Annotated in this window: 17 protein-coding genes; 9 read left to right on the forward strand and 8 right to left on the reverse strand. The window is 68.0% G+C overall.

Annotated elements, in window-relative coordinates:
• Position 1: 1 nt before the first annotated feature.
• The 4 genes from ACZ50Z_RS13680 to ACZ50Z_RS13695 are packed head-to-tail and all read right to left on the reverse strand — an operon-like array spanning position 2 to position 3,702.
• On the reverse strand, positions 2-841 hold the full coding sequence (locus tag ACZ50Z_RS13680) for a carbohydrate ABC transporter permease (protein WP_464484037.1): 840 nt from the start codon (positions 839-841) through the stop codon (positions 2-4).
• Entirely contained in the window at positions 831-1,742 is a 912-nt protein-coding gene (locus tag ACZ50Z_RS13685) for a carbohydrate ABC transporter permease (protein ID WP_464484038.1), read from the reverse strand. Before ACZ50Z_RS13685 ends, ACZ50Z_RS13680 begins: the two co-directional genes overlap by 11 nt.
• Positions 1,739-3,151 carry an extracellular solute-binding protein gene (locus ACZ50Z_RS13690; RefSeq protein WP_464484039.1) on the reverse strand — a complete coding sequence of 471 codons (1,413 nt, stop codon included), beginning with the start codon at positions 3,149-3,151 and terminating at the stop codon, positions 1,739-1,741. Before ACZ50Z_RS13690 ends, ACZ50Z_RS13685 begins: the two co-directional genes overlap by 4 nt.
• Positions 3,152-3,174: 23 nt before the next feature.
• On the reverse strand, positions 3,175-3,702 hold the full coding sequence (locus ACZ50Z_RS13695; RefSeq protein WP_464484040.1) for a YflT domain-containing protein: 528 nt from the start codon (positions 3,700-3,702) through the stop codon (positions 3,175-3,177).
• Between the two features lie 184 nt (positions 3,703-3,886).
• Between ACZ50Z_RS13695 and ACZ50Z_RS13700 the strand changes: the two genes are divergently transcribed.
• The 5 genes from ACZ50Z_RS13700 (at position 3,887) to ACZ50Z_RS13720 (ending at position 9,181) form a co-directional block, all read left to right on the forward strand.
• On the forward strand, positions 3,887-4,474 hold the full coding sequence (locus ACZ50Z_RS13700) for a DUF4190 domain-containing protein (protein WP_464484041.1): 588 nt from the start codon (positions 3,887-3,889) through the stop codon (positions 4,472-4,474).
• Positions 4,475-4,535: 61 nt separating this feature from the next.
• A complete protein-coding gene (locus ACZ50Z_RS13705; RefSeq protein WP_464484042.1) occupies positions 4,536-5,843 on the forward strand; it encodes a magnesium transporter MgtE N-terminal domain-containing protein in 1,308 nt (435 codons plus the stop codon).
• A complete protein-coding gene (locus tag ACZ50Z_RS13710; protein WP_464484043.1) occupies positions 5,840-6,382 on the forward strand; it encodes a DUF1003 domain-containing protein in 543 nt (180 codons plus the stop codon). Before ACZ50Z_RS13705 ends, ACZ50Z_RS13710 begins: the two co-directional genes overlap by 4 nt.
• Positions 6,383-6,487: 105 nt before the next feature.
• Entirely contained in the window at positions 6,488-7,810 is a 1,323-nt protein-coding gene (locus ACZ50Z_RS13715; protein WP_464484044.1) for a lytic transglycosylase domain-containing protein, read from the forward strand.
• Positions 7,811-8,026: 216 nt separating this feature from the next.
• Positions 8,027-9,181, forward strand: coding sequence for an Mrp/NBP35 family ATP-binding protein (locus ACZ50Z_RS13720; RefSeq protein WP_464484045.1), 1,155 nt, complete (start codon positions 8,027-8,029; stop codon positions 9,179-9,181).
• Positions 9,182-9,197: 16 nt separating this feature from the next.
• Here ACZ50Z_RS13720 and tatB read toward each other — a convergent pair whose 3' ends face one another.
• From tatB to sigE, 4 genes are all read right to left on the reverse strand, one after another.
• Positions 9,198-9,617: a Sec-independent protein translocase protein TatB gene (tatB, locus tag ACZ50Z_RS13725; protein ID WP_464484046.1), complete on the reverse strand. Its 420-nt coding sequence runs from the start codon at positions 9,615-9,617 to the stop codon at positions 9,198-9,200.
• Entirely contained in the window at positions 9,618-11,132 is a 1,515-nt protein-coding gene (htrA, locus tag ACZ50Z_RS13730) for a serine protease HtrA (protein WP_464484047.1), read from the reverse strand.
• 158 nt (positions 11,133-11,290) lie between these two features.
• Positions 11,291-11,686, reverse strand: a complete 396-nt coding sequence (rseA, locus tag ACZ50Z_RS13735) for an anti-sigma E factor RseA (RefSeq protein WP_464486228.1) — start codon at positions 11,684-11,686, stop codon at positions 11,291-11,293.
• 143 nt (positions 11,687-11,829) lie between these two features.
• The gene (gene sigE / locus ACZ50Z_RS13740; RefSeq protein WP_464484048.1) at positions 11,830-12,585 is read right to left on the reverse strand and encodes an RNA polymerase sigma factor SigE; all 756 of its coding nucleotides are present in this window, start codon (positions 12,583-12,585) and stop codon (positions 11,830-11,832) included.
• A 201-nt stretch (positions 12,586-12,786) separates the two neighbouring features.
• On the opposite strand from sigE, the gene ACZ50Z_RS13745 reads away from it, so the two are divergent.
• The 4 genes from ACZ50Z_RS13745 to ACZ50Z_RS13760 all read left to right on the forward strand — a co-directional run bounded on the left by ACZ50Z_RS13745 (position 12,787) and on the right by ACZ50Z_RS13760 (position 16,758).
• A complete protein-coding gene (locus tag ACZ50Z_RS13745; RefSeq protein WP_464484049.1) occupies positions 12,787-13,455 on the forward strand; it encodes an O-methyltransferase in 669 nt (222 codons plus the stop codon).
• Between the two features lie 72 nt (positions 13,456-13,527).
• Complete coding sequence (locus ACZ50Z_RS13750) at positions 13,528-14,166, forward strand: TetR/AcrR family transcriptional regulator (protein WP_464484050.1); 639 nt, start codon at positions 13,528-13,530, stop codon at positions 14,164-14,166.
• Positions 14,156-15,118 carry an ABC transporter ATP-binding protein gene (locus ACZ50Z_RS13755; RefSeq protein WP_464484051.1) on the forward strand — a complete coding sequence of 321 codons (963 nt, stop codon included), beginning with the start codon at positions 14,156-14,158 and terminating at the stop codon, positions 15,116-15,118. Before ACZ50Z_RS13750 ends, ACZ50Z_RS13755 begins: the two co-directional genes overlap by 11 nt.
• Positions 15,115-16,758 carry an ABC transporter permease gene (locus ACZ50Z_RS13760; protein WP_464484052.1) on the forward strand — a complete coding sequence of 548 codons (1,644 nt, stop codon included), beginning with the start codon at positions 15,115-15,117 and terminating at the stop codon, positions 16,756-16,758. The genes ACZ50Z_RS13755 and ACZ50Z_RS13760 overlap by 4 nt, the downstream gene beginning before the upstream one ends.
• Positions 16,759-16,764: the final 6 nt, after the last annotated feature.

A 16,764-nucleotide genomic window follows, 5' to 3' on the forward strand; every position in this document is an offset into this window, starting at 1 on the left:
GTCATCCCTTCACAGCGCCGGAGGTCAACCCCGCGACGATTCGTCGTTGGAAGATTAGAACAAAAGCGATGATGGGAACCGTGATCACCACGGCCCCGGCCGCGATCGATCCTGTCGGCTCCTCGAACTGTGAACTGCCGCTAAAGTTCACGATCGCGACCGGCGCGGTGATGGCGGCCTTGGTGGCGGTCAGGGTCAGCGCCAGCAGCAGATCGTTCCAGGCGAAGATGAACACCAGGATCGCGGCGGTCACTACGCCCGGCGCCGCCAACGGGACGATCACCTTGCGGAAGGCCTGTGCCGGCGTGGCGCCGTCCATCTTCGCCGCCTTCTCCAAGTCCCAGGGGATCTCGCGGAAAAACGCCGACAACGTGTAGATCGCCAGCGGCAGCGCGAACGTGATGTAGGGCAGGATCAGGCCCGGCCAGGTGTCGAACAGGCCGACGAAGCGTTCGATGTTGAACAACGGTGTGACCAAGGAGATCGCGGGGAACATGGTGACCAGCAGCGTGGCGCCAACCAGCGGCCGCTTGCCCGGAAAATCCAGGCGGGCGATCGCGTAGCCCGCCATCGCCCCGAGAGTCACCGCGATCGCGGTGGTAATCAACCCGATCCCGACCGAGTTGATCAGCGCCGAGCTGAAGAGGTCGCCGCGAAAGATGCCGCGATAGTTGTCCAGGGATATCGACGACGGAATCAGCTTGCCGTCCTTGACAGTTGACGTCGGTTTCAGGGAGAGGCTGAAGGTCCACAACACCGGCAGCAGGGCGTACACGACGACCGCCGTGTCGATGACGGCCCAGATCACGGTGCGTCGCGCGGCCTGCCGGTTAGCGGCCATCGACGTCACCACCGGGCGCCGCCGCGCCGAAGACCTTGATGAAAAGCAGGGCGATCAGGCCCACGCACAAGAAAATCAGCACGCTGATCGCCGAGCCGAGTCCAACGTTGAAGCCCTTGAACAGGTTGTCGTAGCCGAGCATCGACACCGAACCGGTGTTGTTGGCGCCGTTGGTGATCACGTAGATGTTGTCGAAGATGCGAAACGCGTCCAAAGTCCGGAACAACAGAGCAACAACCACCGCCGGCTTGATGATCGGCAGGATGACGCCGGTCAGCCGGCGCCAAGGACCGGCCCCGTCGACCTGGGCGGCGTTCAGCAAATCCTCGGGCACCAGCGCCAGCCCGGCCAGCAGCAGCAGCGACATAAATGGCGTCGTCTTCCAGACCTCGGCGATCACGACAATGCCCAGCGAGGGGATCTGCGCGGTCAGCGGTGCGCTACCGTGCGGCAGCAGGTTGGCCAAATAGCCCGTCCCCGGCGTCCAGGCGTAGTACCAGCTGTACGACGCGACCACGGTGACGATGCCGTAAGGGATCAGAATCGCGGTGCGCACCAGGCCTTTTCCGACGATGGTGCGGTGCATCACCAGCGCCAGCGTCAGGCCGAGGACGAACTCGAAGGACACCGAAACGACGGTGATGCCCAGCGTGACCGCCAGGGCGGTCCACCAATACCGGTCGGTCAGGATCGTCGCGTAATTGCTCAGGCCGATAAACGCGGTCTCGTCGGGCACGGCAAGGTTGTTGCGCTGCAAGCTCAACCACACGGCGTAGCCGATCGGATAGGCCGTCACCGTCAGCATCAGAATCGCCGCCGGGGCGACGAGCAACAATGCCAATCGCTGTTCGGAGAGACGGTTTCGAGCGCGCAACGGCGGCACGACGGGTGTGGTCGTCACGGCAACAACCCCTTTCCGTCGATCGCCTTCTGCACCTCGGTGCTGAGCTCGTCGGCGGTGCGCTCCGGATCGATCTTGGTGATCGGGCTCAGCGTCGCGGCCAACCGGATGGCCACCGCCTGATACACCGGCGTGGCAGGACGCACCGCGGCGTCGGTGAGTTGCCGGCGAATGATCGTGTACATCGGGTACTTGGCCTGAAATTGCGGGTCGGAATACAGCGACGTACGCACCGGGGGCAAGCCGCCCGCGATCGACACGTACTTCTGGTGCTGCAGGTTGCGCAGGCAGCGGATGGCTTCGAACGCTTCGGCGCGGTGGCGGGTGGTGCTGGAGACCGCCAGATTCGCCCCGCCGATGGTCACCTTGGCCGGATGACCCGGCGCGACACCGGGATACGGCGCGAAGCCGAAGACTTTCTGGCTCGCCTGGTAGGCGATGCGGAATTGCTCGTCAGTGGGCACGAACGTCCCGACGCCGTTGATGCTGCCGGCCAACCGCCGATCCTGGCTGAGCGGCAGAAAGGGCACGCCGCCCTTCACCGCGTTCTCCAGCATCGATGCCAGCGCGTAGGGCCAGTTGACCGCGAGTGCGGCCCTGCCCTGTTCGACCGCCAACCGCGCCGTGCCCTCGTCCGTGCGGGTGATCGACGGATCGGCCCCCGGCGCGGTCGCCACGGATTTGAGGATCCGCAGCGCATCGATGGTGGCGGCCCGGTGCGCCGGCGTGTCGGTCAACGTGACGTGGCGGCCGTCCTCGGAAAGCACCTGGCCGCCTCCGCTGGCCAGCAGCGTGTTGAACCAGACGACCAGGCCTTCACCCTCATTGGCCTGCACGGCGATCCAGCCGGGCTGCCCCGCGGCGTGCAATCTGGTGGCCTCGCTCACCATCCCGTCCCAGGTCCGCGGCGGCTGACGCACCAAATCGGGCCGATACCAAAGCAATTGGGTGTTCGTTGTGACGGGGGCCGCGAACAGCCTGCCTTCCCAGCGTGCCGTCGACAGCGGGCCCGGCAGGATGTCGGCCGTCGTGTCGGCTTCGGCGCGCCCCGTGGGATCGTCGGACAGCGGCAGCGCCCAGCCCGCCTCGGCGAACTCCGCCGTCCACACCACGTCGAGCGACATCACGTCCAGCGTGCGGTCGCGACCGGTCAGCCGCCGCGCCAACTGCAAGCGCTGCTCGCCGGGGGCTCTGGGCAGGCTGATCTGTTGGATGGCGAAGCGGCCAGCGAATTGCTTCGTGCAATCCTGCGCGACCGCGGTGAACGTCGCGCCGTCGGCGGCCGTCGTATAGAAGCTGATGACCAGCCCGCGGGTTCCGGAGGCGCATGAGGGCGCCGCCCCGACGATGGTGAGCGTCGCCAGCGCGATCGCGCCCGCCCGGCGCACGCGCCCACGAGGACTCACCACCGATCACACCTCTCGTGCGCGCCTCAGATCGCCAAGCGCGCCAACAGGTCCCGCGCCTTTTCTGCGTTTTGCGGATCACACAGCACGTCGTAGCGCCCAGCCACCAACTGCATGGTCGAACTGAAATCCCTTGTGCCGCGGGCCATTGAGTACGGAACAGCCGAAGTGATCAGCCCGAAGAAGACGCCAGCGACCAGGCCCGTGATCAGCGCACCCCACGGATTGGGACTGAAGAAGCCCAACACCAGCCCGATGAACAGGCCCAGCCATGCCCCGCTCAGCACGCCTCCGCCGAGCACCTTGGGCCACGTCAACCGGCCGGTGACCCGTTCCACCTGCATCAGGTCGACGCCGACGATGGTCACCTGCTGGACCGGGAACTGCTGCTCGGAGAGGTAGTCGACAGCGCGCTGCGCCTCGGCGTAGGTGGGGTAGGACCCGACCGGCCAGCCCCGAGGCGGCGTCGGAAGTCCGGGCGCTCCTCGCCCACGCCCGGTCGCGCCTCCTGGCGTCGCGCCGGGAACCTGCCCAGGCTGGAAAGGATTAGTCATCGCGGTTCATTGTCCTCCGCCTCGGCCGTGGTTTCATCTCAGGTCCTCCCCAGCCTATCCAGCAAACTTTCGTCACCTGCGGAAACACGGCGCGCGGGGTGGCGGGAACCGTTCCGGGCGTGCGCGGCGCGCTGACGTTTTCGCCCCCGCGGACGACACCCGCCCATGGGTTAGGTTGAACACCATGACAGCTCCCGGCGGCGGCTTCGGCGAGAGTGGCCACGACGACAAGGCCGACTCACCCACCACCGGCGGCGAAGGCCCTGAGCAGCGAGATCAGCCGGCCCCGTGGCAACCGCCCACCGCCGAGCCGGCGCCCCCGCCGTATCCGCTGCCGGGCTATCCCACCGACAACCCGGCCGGATATCCGCCGTCGTATCCCCCGTCACCGGGCTACGAACAACCGCCCGGTTACGGCGGATCGCCCTACCCGATGGCTCCCCCGCCGTACGGTGGCCCGCCGCCCTACGGGTCTACCGGATACGCGGGCGGCTATTACCCGCCGCCGGACTACCAGGGCGGCTATCCCGCCCAGACCGCCGCGCCCGGGACGAACGCGCTGGCGATCGCCTCGTTCATCACGTCGTTCACGGGCTTTTTGTCTTGTGGCCTCGGCTCGATCGTGGCCATGGTGCTGGGCGCGATCGCCCTGGATCAGATCAAGCGGACCCGACAGGAGGGTTTCGGCCTGGCGGTCGCCGGCATCGTCATCGGAATCGCCAGTCTGGTGGTGGCTTTGGTGCTCGTGCTCTTTAAGCTGCACTCGCTTTAGCGGTCCCGCCCGCCCGGGGGTTGTCTGCCATCGGCCCGTCGGCTGCCTAGGCTCTACTCCCATGGGATCGGTCAACAGGGTGTACATCGCGCGGCTCGCGCGAATGTTGGTGCTGGGTCCACTCGGGGAATCCGTCGGTCGGGTCCGCGACGTCGTGATCAGCATCAGCATCGTCCGCCAGCAGCCGCGCGTCCTGGGATTGGTCGTCGACCTCGCGACGCGGCGCAGCATCTTCATCCCGATCCTGCGAGTCGCGTCCATCGAGCCCAACGCCGTGACACTGAGCACCGGCAACGTATCCCTACGCCACTTCGTGCAGCGGCCCGGAGAGGTGCTGGCGATCGGCCAGGTGCTCGACACCCAGGTCAAGGTCAACGACCCCGAACTGCCGGAGCTGGCCGGCCTCGATGTCGTGGTCACCGACCTGGGCATCGAACAGAACCGGACGCGCGACTGGATGGTGAGCCGGGTCGCGGTGCGCACCCACCGACGGCTGGGACGGCGCGGTCCCGTACACGTCGTGGACTGGCAGAGCGTCCAGGGCTTGACCCCGTCTGCCCTGGCCTTGCCCGGGCAGGGGGTGGCGCAGCTGCTGGGCCAGTTCGAAGGGCGCAAGCCGGTCGATGTGGCCGACGCAATCCGCGGACTGCCGCCCAAGCGCCGCTACGAGGTGCTGCGGGCGCTCAACGACGACCGGCTGGCCGACATCCTGCAGGAGCTGCCGGAGCTGGATCAGGCCGACGTGCTGTCCCAGCTGGGCACCGAGCGATCGGCGGACGTGCTCGAGGAGATGGATCCCGACGACGCCGCCGACCTGCTCGGCGTGCTGAACCCCACCGACGCCGAGATGCTGCTGACCCGGATGGACCCCGACGAGTCCGCCCCTGTGCGCCGGTTGTTGACGCATTCGCCGGACACGGCGGGCGGCCTGATGACGTCCAATCCGGTGGTGCTTACTCCGGACACGTCAGTCGCCGAGGCACTGGCGCGGGTCCGCGATCCGGACCTCAGCACCGCCCTGTCGTCGATGGTGTTCGTGGCGCGACCGCCGACGGCGACGCCGACCGGACGCTACCTGGGCTGCGTGCACCTGCAGCGGCTGTTGCGCGAGGCGCCGGCCGAGTTGGTCGGCGGGATCGTCGACAGCGAGCTGCTTACCCTGACGCCGGAGACACCGCTGGTCGCGGTGACCCGCTACCTCGCCGCCTACAACCTGGTGTGCGGCCCCGTCGTCGATGACGAGAACCACCTGTTGGGGGCGGTCACCGTCGACGACCTGCTCGATCACCTGCTGCCGCACGACTGGCGGGTGGACATGCAGGAAGTCGATACCGCCGGCCGGCTCGAGGGACTGGGAGGATCCGCGTGAGCAAATCCACGGCTCCGCGCGGGCTGTACACCCCGCGGACATCGCGCAGGTTCTCGCCGCGGCTGGATCCCGAGACCATCGGGCAATTCACCGAGTCGATCGCGCGGTTCTTCGGTACCGGCCGCTACCTGTTGCTGCAGACGATCGTGGTGATCGTGTGGATCGCGTTGAACCTGTTCGCGTTGGAAGTGCGCTGGGATCCCTACCCGTTCATCCTGCTGAACCTGGCGTTCTCCACGCAGGCCGCCTACGCGGCGCCGCTGATTCTGTTGGCGCAGAACCGGCAAGAGAACCGCGACCGCGTCGCGCTCGAAGAGGACCGCCGTCGCGCCGCCCAGACGAAGGCCGACACCGAATACCTGGCCCGCGAACTGGCCGCGTTGCGGCTGGCCGTCGGCGAGGTGGCGACGCGTGAATACCTGCGCCACGAGCTGGATGACCTGCGCGAACTGCTGGCCGATTTGCGGCCCGAGACCCCGGACGTGGAGCCGCCTCAGCAGGGCGACAACCTGGAGCGCGCAGCTAAGAAATCCAGGTGAGAACCACTTCGACCATTGCGCCCCTCGTGTCACAAGAGTTATGTATGGTGATCTGGTTCACCGAGCTAACAGAAAGTACGCCCAGCTCACACCTAGGACGGTCGAGTGCGCATAGGGGGAAGCCGGGGTGCGAGTCCGGCCGCCGCAACTGCGCGGCAGCGAGCACTTCGGAACACGCGCAAGCCGATATTCGGCGTCGCCATGATTACTCCATTGGTCTTCGCGGGTGCCGTGAGCGGGGCCGCCCCTGAACTTCCGGCGCAAATGCCGCCCGTCCACGCCGCGGTCACTCCGGTGGCAGCGGTCTCCCCCACCTTTCCCGACCTCACTGGGCCCGCCGTCGTCGCGATCGACCGCAGCCCTACCGCCTTTCACGTCGCCGAGCCCGCGCTGTCCGCGCCGCCGCCGGCGATGATCGTCAATGCGCGTGGCGCACTGGGCATTCCGAGCATCGCGCTGGCCGCCTACCGCAATGCGGAGCAGAAGATGGCCGTCGCCGTCCCGGGCTGCGGCGTCAGCTGGAACCTGCTGGCCGGAATCGGGCGCATCGAATCGGGCCACGCGGGCGGCGGCGCGGTGGACGCACGCGGCACCGCGATCAACCCGATCTACGGTCCATCACTGGACGGCACGCTGCCCGGCAACGAGGTCATCATCCAAAGCAGCGCCGGCAATCGCGTCACCTACGCCCGCGCGATGGGACCCATGCAGTTCCTGCCAGGGACCTGGGCGCGCTACGCCTCCGACGGCAAGGGCGACGGCGTGGCCGACCCGCAGAACCTGTTCGACTCCACCCTGGCCGCGGCCCGGTACCTGTGCAGTGGCGGGTTGAACCTGCGCGATCAGTCGCAGGTGTTGAGCGCGATCCTGCGCTACAACAACTCGATGCCTTATGCGCAGAACGTGCTGGGCTGGGCGGCGGCCTACGCCACGGGCGTCGTCCCGGTCGACCTGCCGCCGATGACCGGACCGCCGCCGCCGCTGGGCGACGCGCACCTCGAGCATCCGGAAGGGCTTGGGCCCAACCTGCCGATGAACATCAACGGCCTGCCGCTGGACGACCCGCTGGCGCGCGTACCGCTGATCGACCTGAGCAGCCCCGCGATGGTCAGTGCGCCGCCGATGTTCCCGTGGATGTCTCCCACGCCTCAGCAGGCACCGACCCAATTGCCGGGGTGCACGGTGATTTGCATCGGCACCCAAAGCTCGCCGCCCGCCGGACCGCCGCCGCCGTTCGCGCCGCCGGCGCCCTTCGCTCCGCCGCCGCCGTTCGCGCCGCCGCCACCGGACGTTGTCCCGCCTCCGGCGCCACCGGCTGCGATTCCGCCGGCGCCCCCGCAAGCCGCACCGGCGCCCAAGCCGGCCGGCCCGCCGGCCGCGCCGAACGCGGCCGCACCGCACAAGGCCGCACCGGGCCCGGCCAACTAACGCGGCGATCGCAAGCGCGGCGAAGCCGGGCGCAGCGGGTCGCCGCCAAACCGACGCGGCGATCGCAAGCGCGGCGAAGCCGGGCGCAGCGGGTCGCCGCCAAACCGACGCGGCGATCGCAAGCGCGGCGAAGCCGGGCGCAGCGGGTCGCCGCCAACTGATGCACAACGGGTCGGCGATAAACGACCCCTTCGCGCACGCCTACACTCGGCGGTGATGTCCAGCCATGACTCTTCTGATTCAGCCGACCTGAGTGCGGCGATCCGCGCCTCCCTGGGGAAGGTGATCGACCCCGAACTGCGGCGTCCCATCACCGATCTCGGGATGGTCAAAAGCATCGACACCGAACCCGACGGCTCGGTCCACGTCGCGATCTACCTGACCACCGCCAGCTGTCCGAAGAAGACCGAGATCAGCGACCGGGTCAGCCAGGCGGTCTCCGATGTCCCGGGCACCGGCGCGGTGAAGGTCACCCTCGACGTGATGAGCGACGAGCAGCGCACCGAGCTGCGTAAGCAGCTGCGCGGCGACGCCCGCGAGCCGATTATCCCGTTCGCACAACCGAATTCGCTGACGCGGGTCTATGCGGTCGCGTCCGGGAAGGGCGGGGTGGGCAAGTCCACCGTCACGGTCAACCTGGCCGCGGCGATGGCGGCCCGCGGCCTGTCCGTCGGCGTGCTGGACGCCGACATCCACGGCCATTCCATCCCCCGGATGATGGGCACCACAGACCGCCCCACCCAGGTCGAGTCGATGATCCTGCCGCCCATCGCCCACGAGGTGCGGGTCATCTCAATCGCCCAGTTCACCGAGGGCAACACCCCGGTGGTGTGGCGCGGACCGATGCTGCACCGCGCGCTGCAGCAGTTCCTGGCCGACGTCTATTGGGGCGATCTGGACGTGCTGCTGCTCGATCTGCCGCCGGGGACCGGAGACATCGCCATCTCGGTGGCACAGCTGATCCCGAACGCCGAGATCCTGGTGGTGACGACGCCGCAGCTGGCCGCGGCCGAAGTCGCCGAACGGGCCGGCAGCATCGCGCTGCAGACCCGCCAACGCCTCGCCGGCGTCGTGGAGAACATGTCCGGGCTCACGCTGCCGGACGGCTCCACGCTGAAGGTGTTCGGTGAGGGCGGTGGCGAGCAGGTGGCCGAGCGGTTGTCGCGCGCGGTCGGTGCCGACGTGCCGTTGCTGGGGCAGATCCCGCTCGATCCTGAGCTGGTCGCCGCGGGCGATTCCGGCACTCCCCTGGTGCTGAGCGCGCCCGATTCGCCCGTGGGCAAGGCGCTGCGCGGGGTGGCCGATAGTTTGTCCTCGCGCCGGCGCGGGCTGGCCGGCGTCTCGCTGGGACTCGATCCCAAAGGTCGCTGAACCCGGCGGCGACGGCTCAGGTCGCGTCGGTGTCGAACGGAGTGCGGCCGTCCGCCTGCTGTTCGGCCCCGAGCGTTTGTCCGTTCGCCGGTGCCGGAGGGGTGGACTGCGGCGTCTCCAGCGAGGTCCCGTTCACCGGCTTGTCGAAGTTTCCGGTCAAGAAGGAATCGTCGCCATCCAAGAGGTGCTTGGTCAGCGCGGCGCGCGGCGTCATACCCCGTAGCTTCTGCAATTCGCTGAGCGGACCGCGCAGGTCGTCGAATTCGGGTCCGAGGTCGTCGCGTAACTGGCTGGTCACGCCGCTCAGGTAATCGCGCGCCTGACGCAGCGCGTTGGCGGACCACCGGATGGCGCCGGGGAGCCGCTCGGGACCGAGGACCACCAACCCGACCACGACGAGGACGAGCATCTCTCCCCAGCCGACGTTGGCGAACATCTAGCCGCTGTCCGGTTCCGGTTTCACCGTCAGGGTGACGTGCCGGCCATCGCGGACCACCTCGATCGGGGAATCCTGGCCGATGGTCAGCTGCCGCACCGCGACCACGAACTCGTCGGCGTCGGCGACCTTACGGTTGCCCACCTTGACGACGACGTCGTTTTCCAGGATGCCGCCCCTCTGGGCCGGGCTTCCTGCCTTCACGTTGGCGACCTGGGCGCCGGAGGCGATCGCGTTACTCACCGAGCGGGTGCTCACGCCCAGCGTCGGGTGCACGATCTTCCCGTCCCGGATCAAGGTCTGGGCAACTTCCTTGGCCTCGTTGATGGGGATCGCGAAGCCGAGCCCACTTGCGCTGTCGGACAACGACTTACCCGCGGTGTCGATGCCGATCACCTGGGAATCCATGTCGATCAGCGGCCCGCCGGAGTTGCCGTGGTTGATCGAAGCGTCGGTCTGCAGGGCGTCGATCACCGTGTCGGTGTCCGAGCCCTCCCCGGACAGCGGGACGGGCCGGTGCAGCGCGCTGATGATGCCGTGCGTCACGGTGCTGCGCAGCCCCAGCGGCGCACCCGCGGCGAGGACCTCGTCACCCACCCGCACCTTGTCGGAGTCACCCAAACGCGCCACGCTCAGGTTGTCGACGTTGTCGACCTTGAGCACGGCCAGGTCGGTCTTGGGGTCGCGGCCCACCAGGTTGGCCGGCACTTCCTTGCCGTCGTTGAACACCACGGTGGTCTTGAACTGGCTGGGGTTGTTCGCCGCCTCGGAGATCACGTGGTTGTTGGTGACGATGTAGCCGCGCCCGTCGATGACGACACCGGAGCCCTGCATGCCCTCCTGGTCGCTCTTGGACTCGATGGTCACCACGGAGTTCGCGGTCGCCGACGCCACCTTGGCGAAGCGCCCGGCCGGACCTTCCCCGTTGCCGTTGGTCGACAGCGTCACCTTGGAGGTGGTGAACGCCTCGGCGACCTCGGCCGTCTTGCGGCCCACCACGCCGCCGATCAGGCCGATGACCAACGCGATCAGCGCCAACACGATCAACGCAAGGTAGGACACCCGCCCGCCGAACAGCACGTCGCGCACACCCAACTTGCCGCCGTAGCCCAGTGCGGAGCGCGACGTCGACGGCGCGACCGCCGGCGTTCCTAACGCCGCAGCGGCCCCGGGATTACGCCAGGGATCGTCCAGCTCGTCGGGCTCCCCGCCGTTTTTCTCGGCGGCCAGCGCGCCGACGTCCACGGGGTGGCGTTGCAGCGACTCGGGGCTGCCCTCCGGCCGGTGGAACGCCTCCTGCAGGACGGGGTCGGCCGGCCGTTCGCTCGGCCGGAATTCGGCCTGGTCCCGGTACTTCTGCGGGCGGACGCGCTCGGCGACGAACGACCCGCGCATGCCGTCGGGACGACTGAACTCCCGACGCGATTCGGGGTCGACCGGCGGACGCGAGACGGGGCGCGGGGCTAGGCGGTTGCCGCTGTCGTTGCTTCGGTCGAAGCCTTGGTCGGACGTCACGTTATCCCTTTTGGATCCTCTACTTGAGCGCTCGAGACGGGCCTTTACCGGCCGATATACGCGGCACCGGCGTTGTCCGTGTCCACCCTAGTATCCACGGCGCGCCGCGGGTCGGCATGAACGAGCGTGTGGAGCGGTTGTCGCAGCGGATCCGATCGCTATCGACGCTTGCGCCGCTCCCGGGCGTCGCGGCCGGCGAAGGGGTCGGACGCCGGTGCGGTCGCGTCGTCGGGCGAATCGTAGGGGATGTCGGCCAGCATGCCGAGCAGCGTGCTGGGGATGCGGATGGGGTGGGAGTCGCGCAGCGCGGCGCGTGTCCTGCTCTGGTCGTCGACCTCGGCCGCGCACTGAGGGCACATGGACAGGTGGTGCGCGGCCCGCAGGTGGGCATTCATCCGCAGCTCGCCGTCGACGAACGCGGCGACCGCTTCGACGGACAGGTGCTCGGTGGAACCGAACTGGCGCGGCGCCCCGATGGGCGCGTCACTCTGGGAGGCGAACTGAGCGGGAAGCCAGGAGAACGCGCGGCGGAACACATGTCCTCGATCGGGCATCGCCAGCTCCTTGCCACTCATTGTTATTGCCACCTCATCTCGAATGTAGCGCGAGCCGGTACGCAATACCGCAGCTACGGGCGCAAAGCCGCTGAATATCTACCTGATCGCTCCGCTGCCGAGACAGGCGGTGCGGTCGCTGTCTACGCCGACTGGGCGCGCAACTCCGTCCGATCGGAGTGGGCGGCCAGGTAATCGCGCAACGCCTGGCGTCCGCGGTGGATGCGGCTGCGGACGGTCCCGAGCTTGACGCCCAGGGTGGCGCCGATCTCCTCGTAGGACAGACCTTCGATGTCGCACAAGACGACGGCCGCGCGAAATTCGGGCGGCAGCGAATCGAGCGCGGCCTGCAAATCAGGACCGAGCCGTGAATCGTGGTAGATCTGCTCGGGGTTGGGCTCGTCGGCGGGCACCCGCTCGTAGTCCTCGGGCAGCGCCTCCATCCGGATGCGCGCGCGCCGGCGCACCATGTCGAGGAAGAGGTTGGTGGTGATGCGGTGCAGCCACCCTTCGAACGTTCCCGGCTGATAGTTCTGCACGGACCGGAAGACCCGGATGAAGGTCTCCTGGGTGAGGTCCTCGGCGTCGTGCTGATTGCCGGACAGCCGGTAGGCCAGCCGGTACACCCGATCGGCGTGCTGGCGCACGAGCTCGTCCCACGACGGCATGGCCGCCTTGTCCCCGGTCGCGTCGAAAACCGCGGTCCCCTGGGGGGCGTCCGATGGCTCCACCCACTCGTCGGTGGGGCGGTCTTGCGCGTGAGACATGCTGGACGGGCTGAGCAAAGTGGTGATGATCAATTCCTCCGAATCGGGTGTGCCAATCAGTGGCACTTCGTCATTGACGGCAACAGGCAGCTGCCATTCGGTATTCCCCGCCCAACGCGTTCCGCGATCCATACGGACACCGTCGCGTATGGGCGTATGTGCGGTATATGAACAATCTGAGCTGAGCCTGAGAAACCGTTTCGTGACCTGTGCTGTGCAGGAAATATCCAGCGCGCGGTGACCTCAAACGCGCCCAGCCGGTTGGGCGTGTCGCCGAGGTGCGGTTCAGGCGCGCCTGTCGGTTCGCGCGGTGAATTGGAATACGCTGCGGGCATGGACGGCACCGACGCAGAAGCCCCCGGCCAGACAGCGCCCAGTCGGGCCGAATCGCTCTTTGCCCACGCCGAGGGATCGATATCGGAGGACGCGGTGCTCGCGGCCGCCCGAGAGCGCGCCGTGGACATCGGGGCGGGCGCGGTGACGCCGGCGGTCGGCGCGTTGTTGAGCCTGTTGACGAAGCTGAGCGGCGGCAAGGCGGTCGCCGAGGTGGGCACCGGCGCGGGGGTCAGCGGCTTGTGGTTGCTGTCGGGCATGAGCGATGACGGTGTTTTGACCACGATCGACATCGAGCCCGAGTACCTGCGGCTGGCCAAGCAGGCGTTCAGCGAGGCAGGCATCGGACCGTCGCGCAGCAGGCTGATCGGCGGCCGCGCCCAAGAGGTGCTCACCCGGCTCGCCGACGAGTCCTACGACCTGGTGTTCATCGATGCCGACCCGATCGATCAGCCGGACTACGTCGTCCAGGGGGTCCGGTTGCTGCGCCCCGGCGGCGTGATCGTGGTGCACCGGGCCGCGCTGGGCGGGCGGGCCGGCGATCCGGCCGCGCGCGACGCCGAGGTGGCGGCGGTGCGCGAAGCGGCCCGCCTCATCGCCGAGGATGAGCGGCTCACCCCGGCGCTGGTGCCGCTCGGCGACGGCATTCTGGCCGCGGTTCGCGACTGATTCGCACTTTTACGAATTCTTGACGCGGGACATCCTTGACCTCGGGCTGAACGAGTGTTTAGTGTCCTGAACATGCGTTCAGCCGACCTGACGGCCGCGGCCCGAATCCGCGATGCGGCCATCGAGCAGTTCGGCGAGCACGGATTCGGGGTCGGGCTTCGCGCGATCGCCGAAGCGGCGGGTGTGAGTGCCGCGCTGGTGATCCACCACTTCGGCTCCAAGGAGGGCCTGCGCAAGGCCTGCGAGGACCACATCGCCGAGGAGATCCGCAACACCAAGTCCGAGGCGCTGCAGTCCAACGACCCGGCCACCTGGTTTGCCCAGCTGGCCGAGATCGAGGAGTACGCCCCGCTGATGGCCTATGTGGTGCGCAGCATGCAGGCGGGTGGTGATCTGGCGAACATGCTGTGGCGCAGGATGATTGACAACGCTGAGGAATACATGGAAGAGGGAGTGCGGGCTGGGACGATCAAGCCCAGCCGTGACCCCAAGGCCCGGGCCAAATATCTGGCGATGAGCGGCGGCGGCGCCTTCCTTCTCTACCTGCAAATGCACGAAACGCCAACGGATCTCCGTGCGGTGCTGCGCGACTATTCGCGCGACATGATATTGCCCGCGCTCGAGGTCTATACAAACGGATTGCTGACCGACCGGACCATGTACGACGCGTTCCTGGCTGCCGAAGATCAAGGAGAATCCCATGGCACCTGAAAAGTCCGTTGGCTCCGCCCCGATCGAAATCCGGGGACTCGCCAAGAATTTCGGCGCGGTGCGGGCACTGGACGGCCTCGACCTCACCGTGCAGGAAGGGGAAGTTCACGGGTTTCTCGGCCCCAACGGCGCCGGGAAGTCCACCACCATCCGCATCCTGCTGGGCCTGGTGAAGGCCGACAGCGGTAATGTGCGGCTGCTCGGCGGTGATCCCTGGACCCAATCCGTCGCGCTGCATCGCCAAAGCGCTTATGTTCCAGGCGATGTGACGTTGTGGCCGTCGCTGACAGGCGGCGAGACGATCGATCTACTGGCTCGCATGCGTGGCGGCATCGACAAGCGGCGCCGCGCCGAGCTGATCGAGCGTTTCGATCTGGACCCGCACAAGAAGGCGCGCACGTATTCGAAGGGCAACCGCCAGAAGGTCTCCCTCATCTCGGCGTTCTCGTCCCACGCCAGCCTGCTGCTCCTCGACGAGCCCAGCAGCGGACTGGACCCGCTGATGGAGAACGTGTTTCAACAGTGCGTGGCGCAGGCCCGCGACCGTGGCACGACGGTGTTGTTGTCCAGCCACATTCTGGCCGAGACGGAAGCGCTCTGCGAACGGGTGACGATCATCCGGGCGGGCAGGACGATCGAAAGCGGTTCGCTGAACTCCATGCGGCATCTGAGCCGCACCTCGATCCGGGCCGAAATGACCGGTGATCCCGGTGATCTCAGCCGGATCAAAGGCGTCGAGGACATCAGCGTCGAGGGTAATACGCTGCGCGCCCAGGTCGACAGCGAGAGTCTGGGCGAGCTCATCCGCGTGCTCGGCGACGCGGGCGTGAGCAGCCTGGTCAGCCAGCCGCCGACGCTCGAAGAGCTCTTTTTGCGCCACTATGACACCTCCGGCGGCGACGGCGGGCACGGCCGGCACGGGCGCGACGCGGAGAAGGTGTCGTTGTCATGAGCACCACCACAATGGACCGGCGCTACGCGTCGGCATCGCCTGCGCCACCGCGCGGTTCGAACTTTTCCGGAACGCTCGCGATGTTGCGACTCTACCTGCGCCGCGACCGGGTCTCGTTGCCGCTGTGGGTGTTTCTGCTGTCGGTGCCGTTGGCGACGGTGTACGTCGGCAGCATCGAAAAGATCTATCCGACCGAGGCCGGGCGTGCCGGATTCGCCGCCTCGATCATGGCCAGCCCGGCCCAGCGCGCGCTGTATGGCCAGGTCTACAGCGACAGCCTTGGTGCCGTGGGAATTTGGAAAGCCGGGATGTTCCACGTGCTGATCGCGGTGGCCGTCATCCTGACGGTGATCCGACACACCCGCGCCGATGAGGAGAACGGGCGGACCGAGTTGGTGGACTCGACCGCGATCGGCCGCTACGCCAGCCTGAGCGCGGCGCTGTTGCTGTCCTTCGGGGCGTCGCTGGGCACCGGCGCGATCGGCACTGCCGGCCTGTTGAGCACCGACGTGCCGGCCGCGGGATCGGTGGCGTTCGGCGCGGCGCTGGCCTGCTCCGGCCTGGTGTTCACCGCGGTCGCCGCGGTGACCGCGCAGCTTTCGCCCAGCGCCAGGTTCGCCCGCGGTGCCGCATTCTCCGTCCTGGGCGCCGCGTTCACGCTGCGCGCCGTCGGCGATGCCGGGTCGGGCACGCTGTCGTGGCTGTCTCCACTGGGGTGGTCGCTCCTGGTCAAACCGTATGCAGGCGATCGGTGGTGGGTGCTGCTGCTGCACCTGGTGACGGCGACCGCGCTGACGCTCCTGGCGTATCGGCTGCTCGTCGGCCGCGATGTCGGCGCCGGGCTCATCGCGGAGCGCCCCGGGCCCGCGACCGCGTCGCCGGCGTTGGGCAACGTGTTCGGGCTGACGTGGCGGCTCGATCGCGCCGCGCTGCTGCTGTGGACGGTCGGTCTGTGCCTGTACGGGCTGCTGGTGGGCAGCGTGGTGCACGGCATCGGCGACGAGCTGGGCGACAGCGGCGCGGCCCGCGACATCGTCGCACGGATGGGCGGCACCAGCGCCCTCGAGCAGGCCTTCGTCGCCGTCGCGTTCGCCATGATGGGCATGGTGGCCGCCGCGTTCGCCGTCTCGCTCACGTTGCGGTTGCACCAGGAGGAATCCAGCCAGCGAGCCGAGACGGTATTGGCCGGCTCGGTGTCGCGAATCCGGTGGCTCGCAAGCCATTTGGTGATCGCACTCGGCGGGTCCGCGCTGGCGATGCTCGCCAGCGGGGTGACGGCCGGAATTGTCTACGGCATCGCGGCCGGCGATGTCGGCGGCAAACTCGCGTCCGTCGTTTCAAGCGCGGCGGTCCAACTGCCCGCCGTCTGGCTTTTGTCGGCCGTGACGGTCTGCGTGTTCGGCGTCGCGCCGCGGTTCACGCCGGTGGCCTGGGGCGTGCTGATCGGTTTCATCGCCCTGTACCTGATCGGGTCGTTGGCCGGGTTCTCCCAGTGGCTGCTCGACCTGGAACCGTTCGCGCACATTCCGAGAATCGGCGATGATTTCACCGCCATGCCCTTGCTATGGCTACTGGCCATCGACGTAGGGTTGGTGGTTCTGGGTGCCATTGCTTTTCGGCGCCGCGATCTACGGTGCTAGGAGCGT

This window comes from Mycobacterium sp. NTMscope_MAC_269 (genome assembly GCF_976985695.1).

Coding starts and splice junctions, on each gene's coding strand:
- ACZ50Z_RS13720 (WP_464484045.1), top strand. CDS start 8,027: ATGTCCAGCCATGACTCTTCTGATTCAGCCGACCTGAGTGCGGCGATC.
- ACZ50Z_RS13760 (WP_464484052.1), top strand. CDS start 15,115: ATGAGCACCACCACAATGGACCGGCGCTACGCGTCGGCATCGCCTGCG.
- ACZ50Z_RS13695 (WP_464484040.1), bottom strand. CDS start 3,702: ATGACTAATCCTTTCCAGCCTGGGCAGGTTCCCGGCGCGACGCCAGGA.
- ACZ50Z_RS13755 (WP_464484051.1), top strand. CDS start 14,156: ATGGCACCTGAAAAGTCCGTTGGCTCCGCCCCGATCGAAATCCGGGGA.
- ACZ50Z_RS13750 (WP_464484050.1), top strand. CDS start 13,528: ATGCGTTCAGCCGACCTGACGGCCGCGGCCCGAATCCGCGATGCGGCC.
- sigE (WP_464484048.1), bottom strand. CDS start 12,585: ATGGATCGCGGAACGCGTTGGGCGGGGAATACCGAATGGCAGCTGCCT.
- ACZ50Z_RS13680 (WP_464484037.1), bottom strand. CDS start 841: ATGGCCGCTAACCGGCAGGCCGCGCGACGCACCGTGATCTGGGCCGTC.
- ACZ50Z_RS13745 (WP_464484049.1), top strand. CDS start 12,787: ATGGACGGCACCGACGCAGAAGCCCCCGGCCAGACAGCGCCCAGTCGG.
- rseA (WP_464486228.1), bottom strand. CDS start 11,686: ATGCCCGATCGAGGACATGTGTTCCGCCGCGCGTTCTCCTGGCTTCCC.
- tatB (WP_464484046.1), bottom strand. CDS start 9,617: ATGTTCGCCAACGTCGGCTGGGGAGAGATGCTCGTCCTCGTCGTGGTC.
- ACZ50Z_RS13700 (WP_464484041.1), top strand. CDS start 3,887: ATGACAGCTCCCGGCGGCGGCTTCGGCGAGAGTGGCCACGACGACAAG.
- ACZ50Z_RS13705 (WP_464484042.1), top strand. CDS start 4,536: ATGGGATCGGTCAACAGGGTGTACATCGCGCGGCTCGCGCGAATGTTG.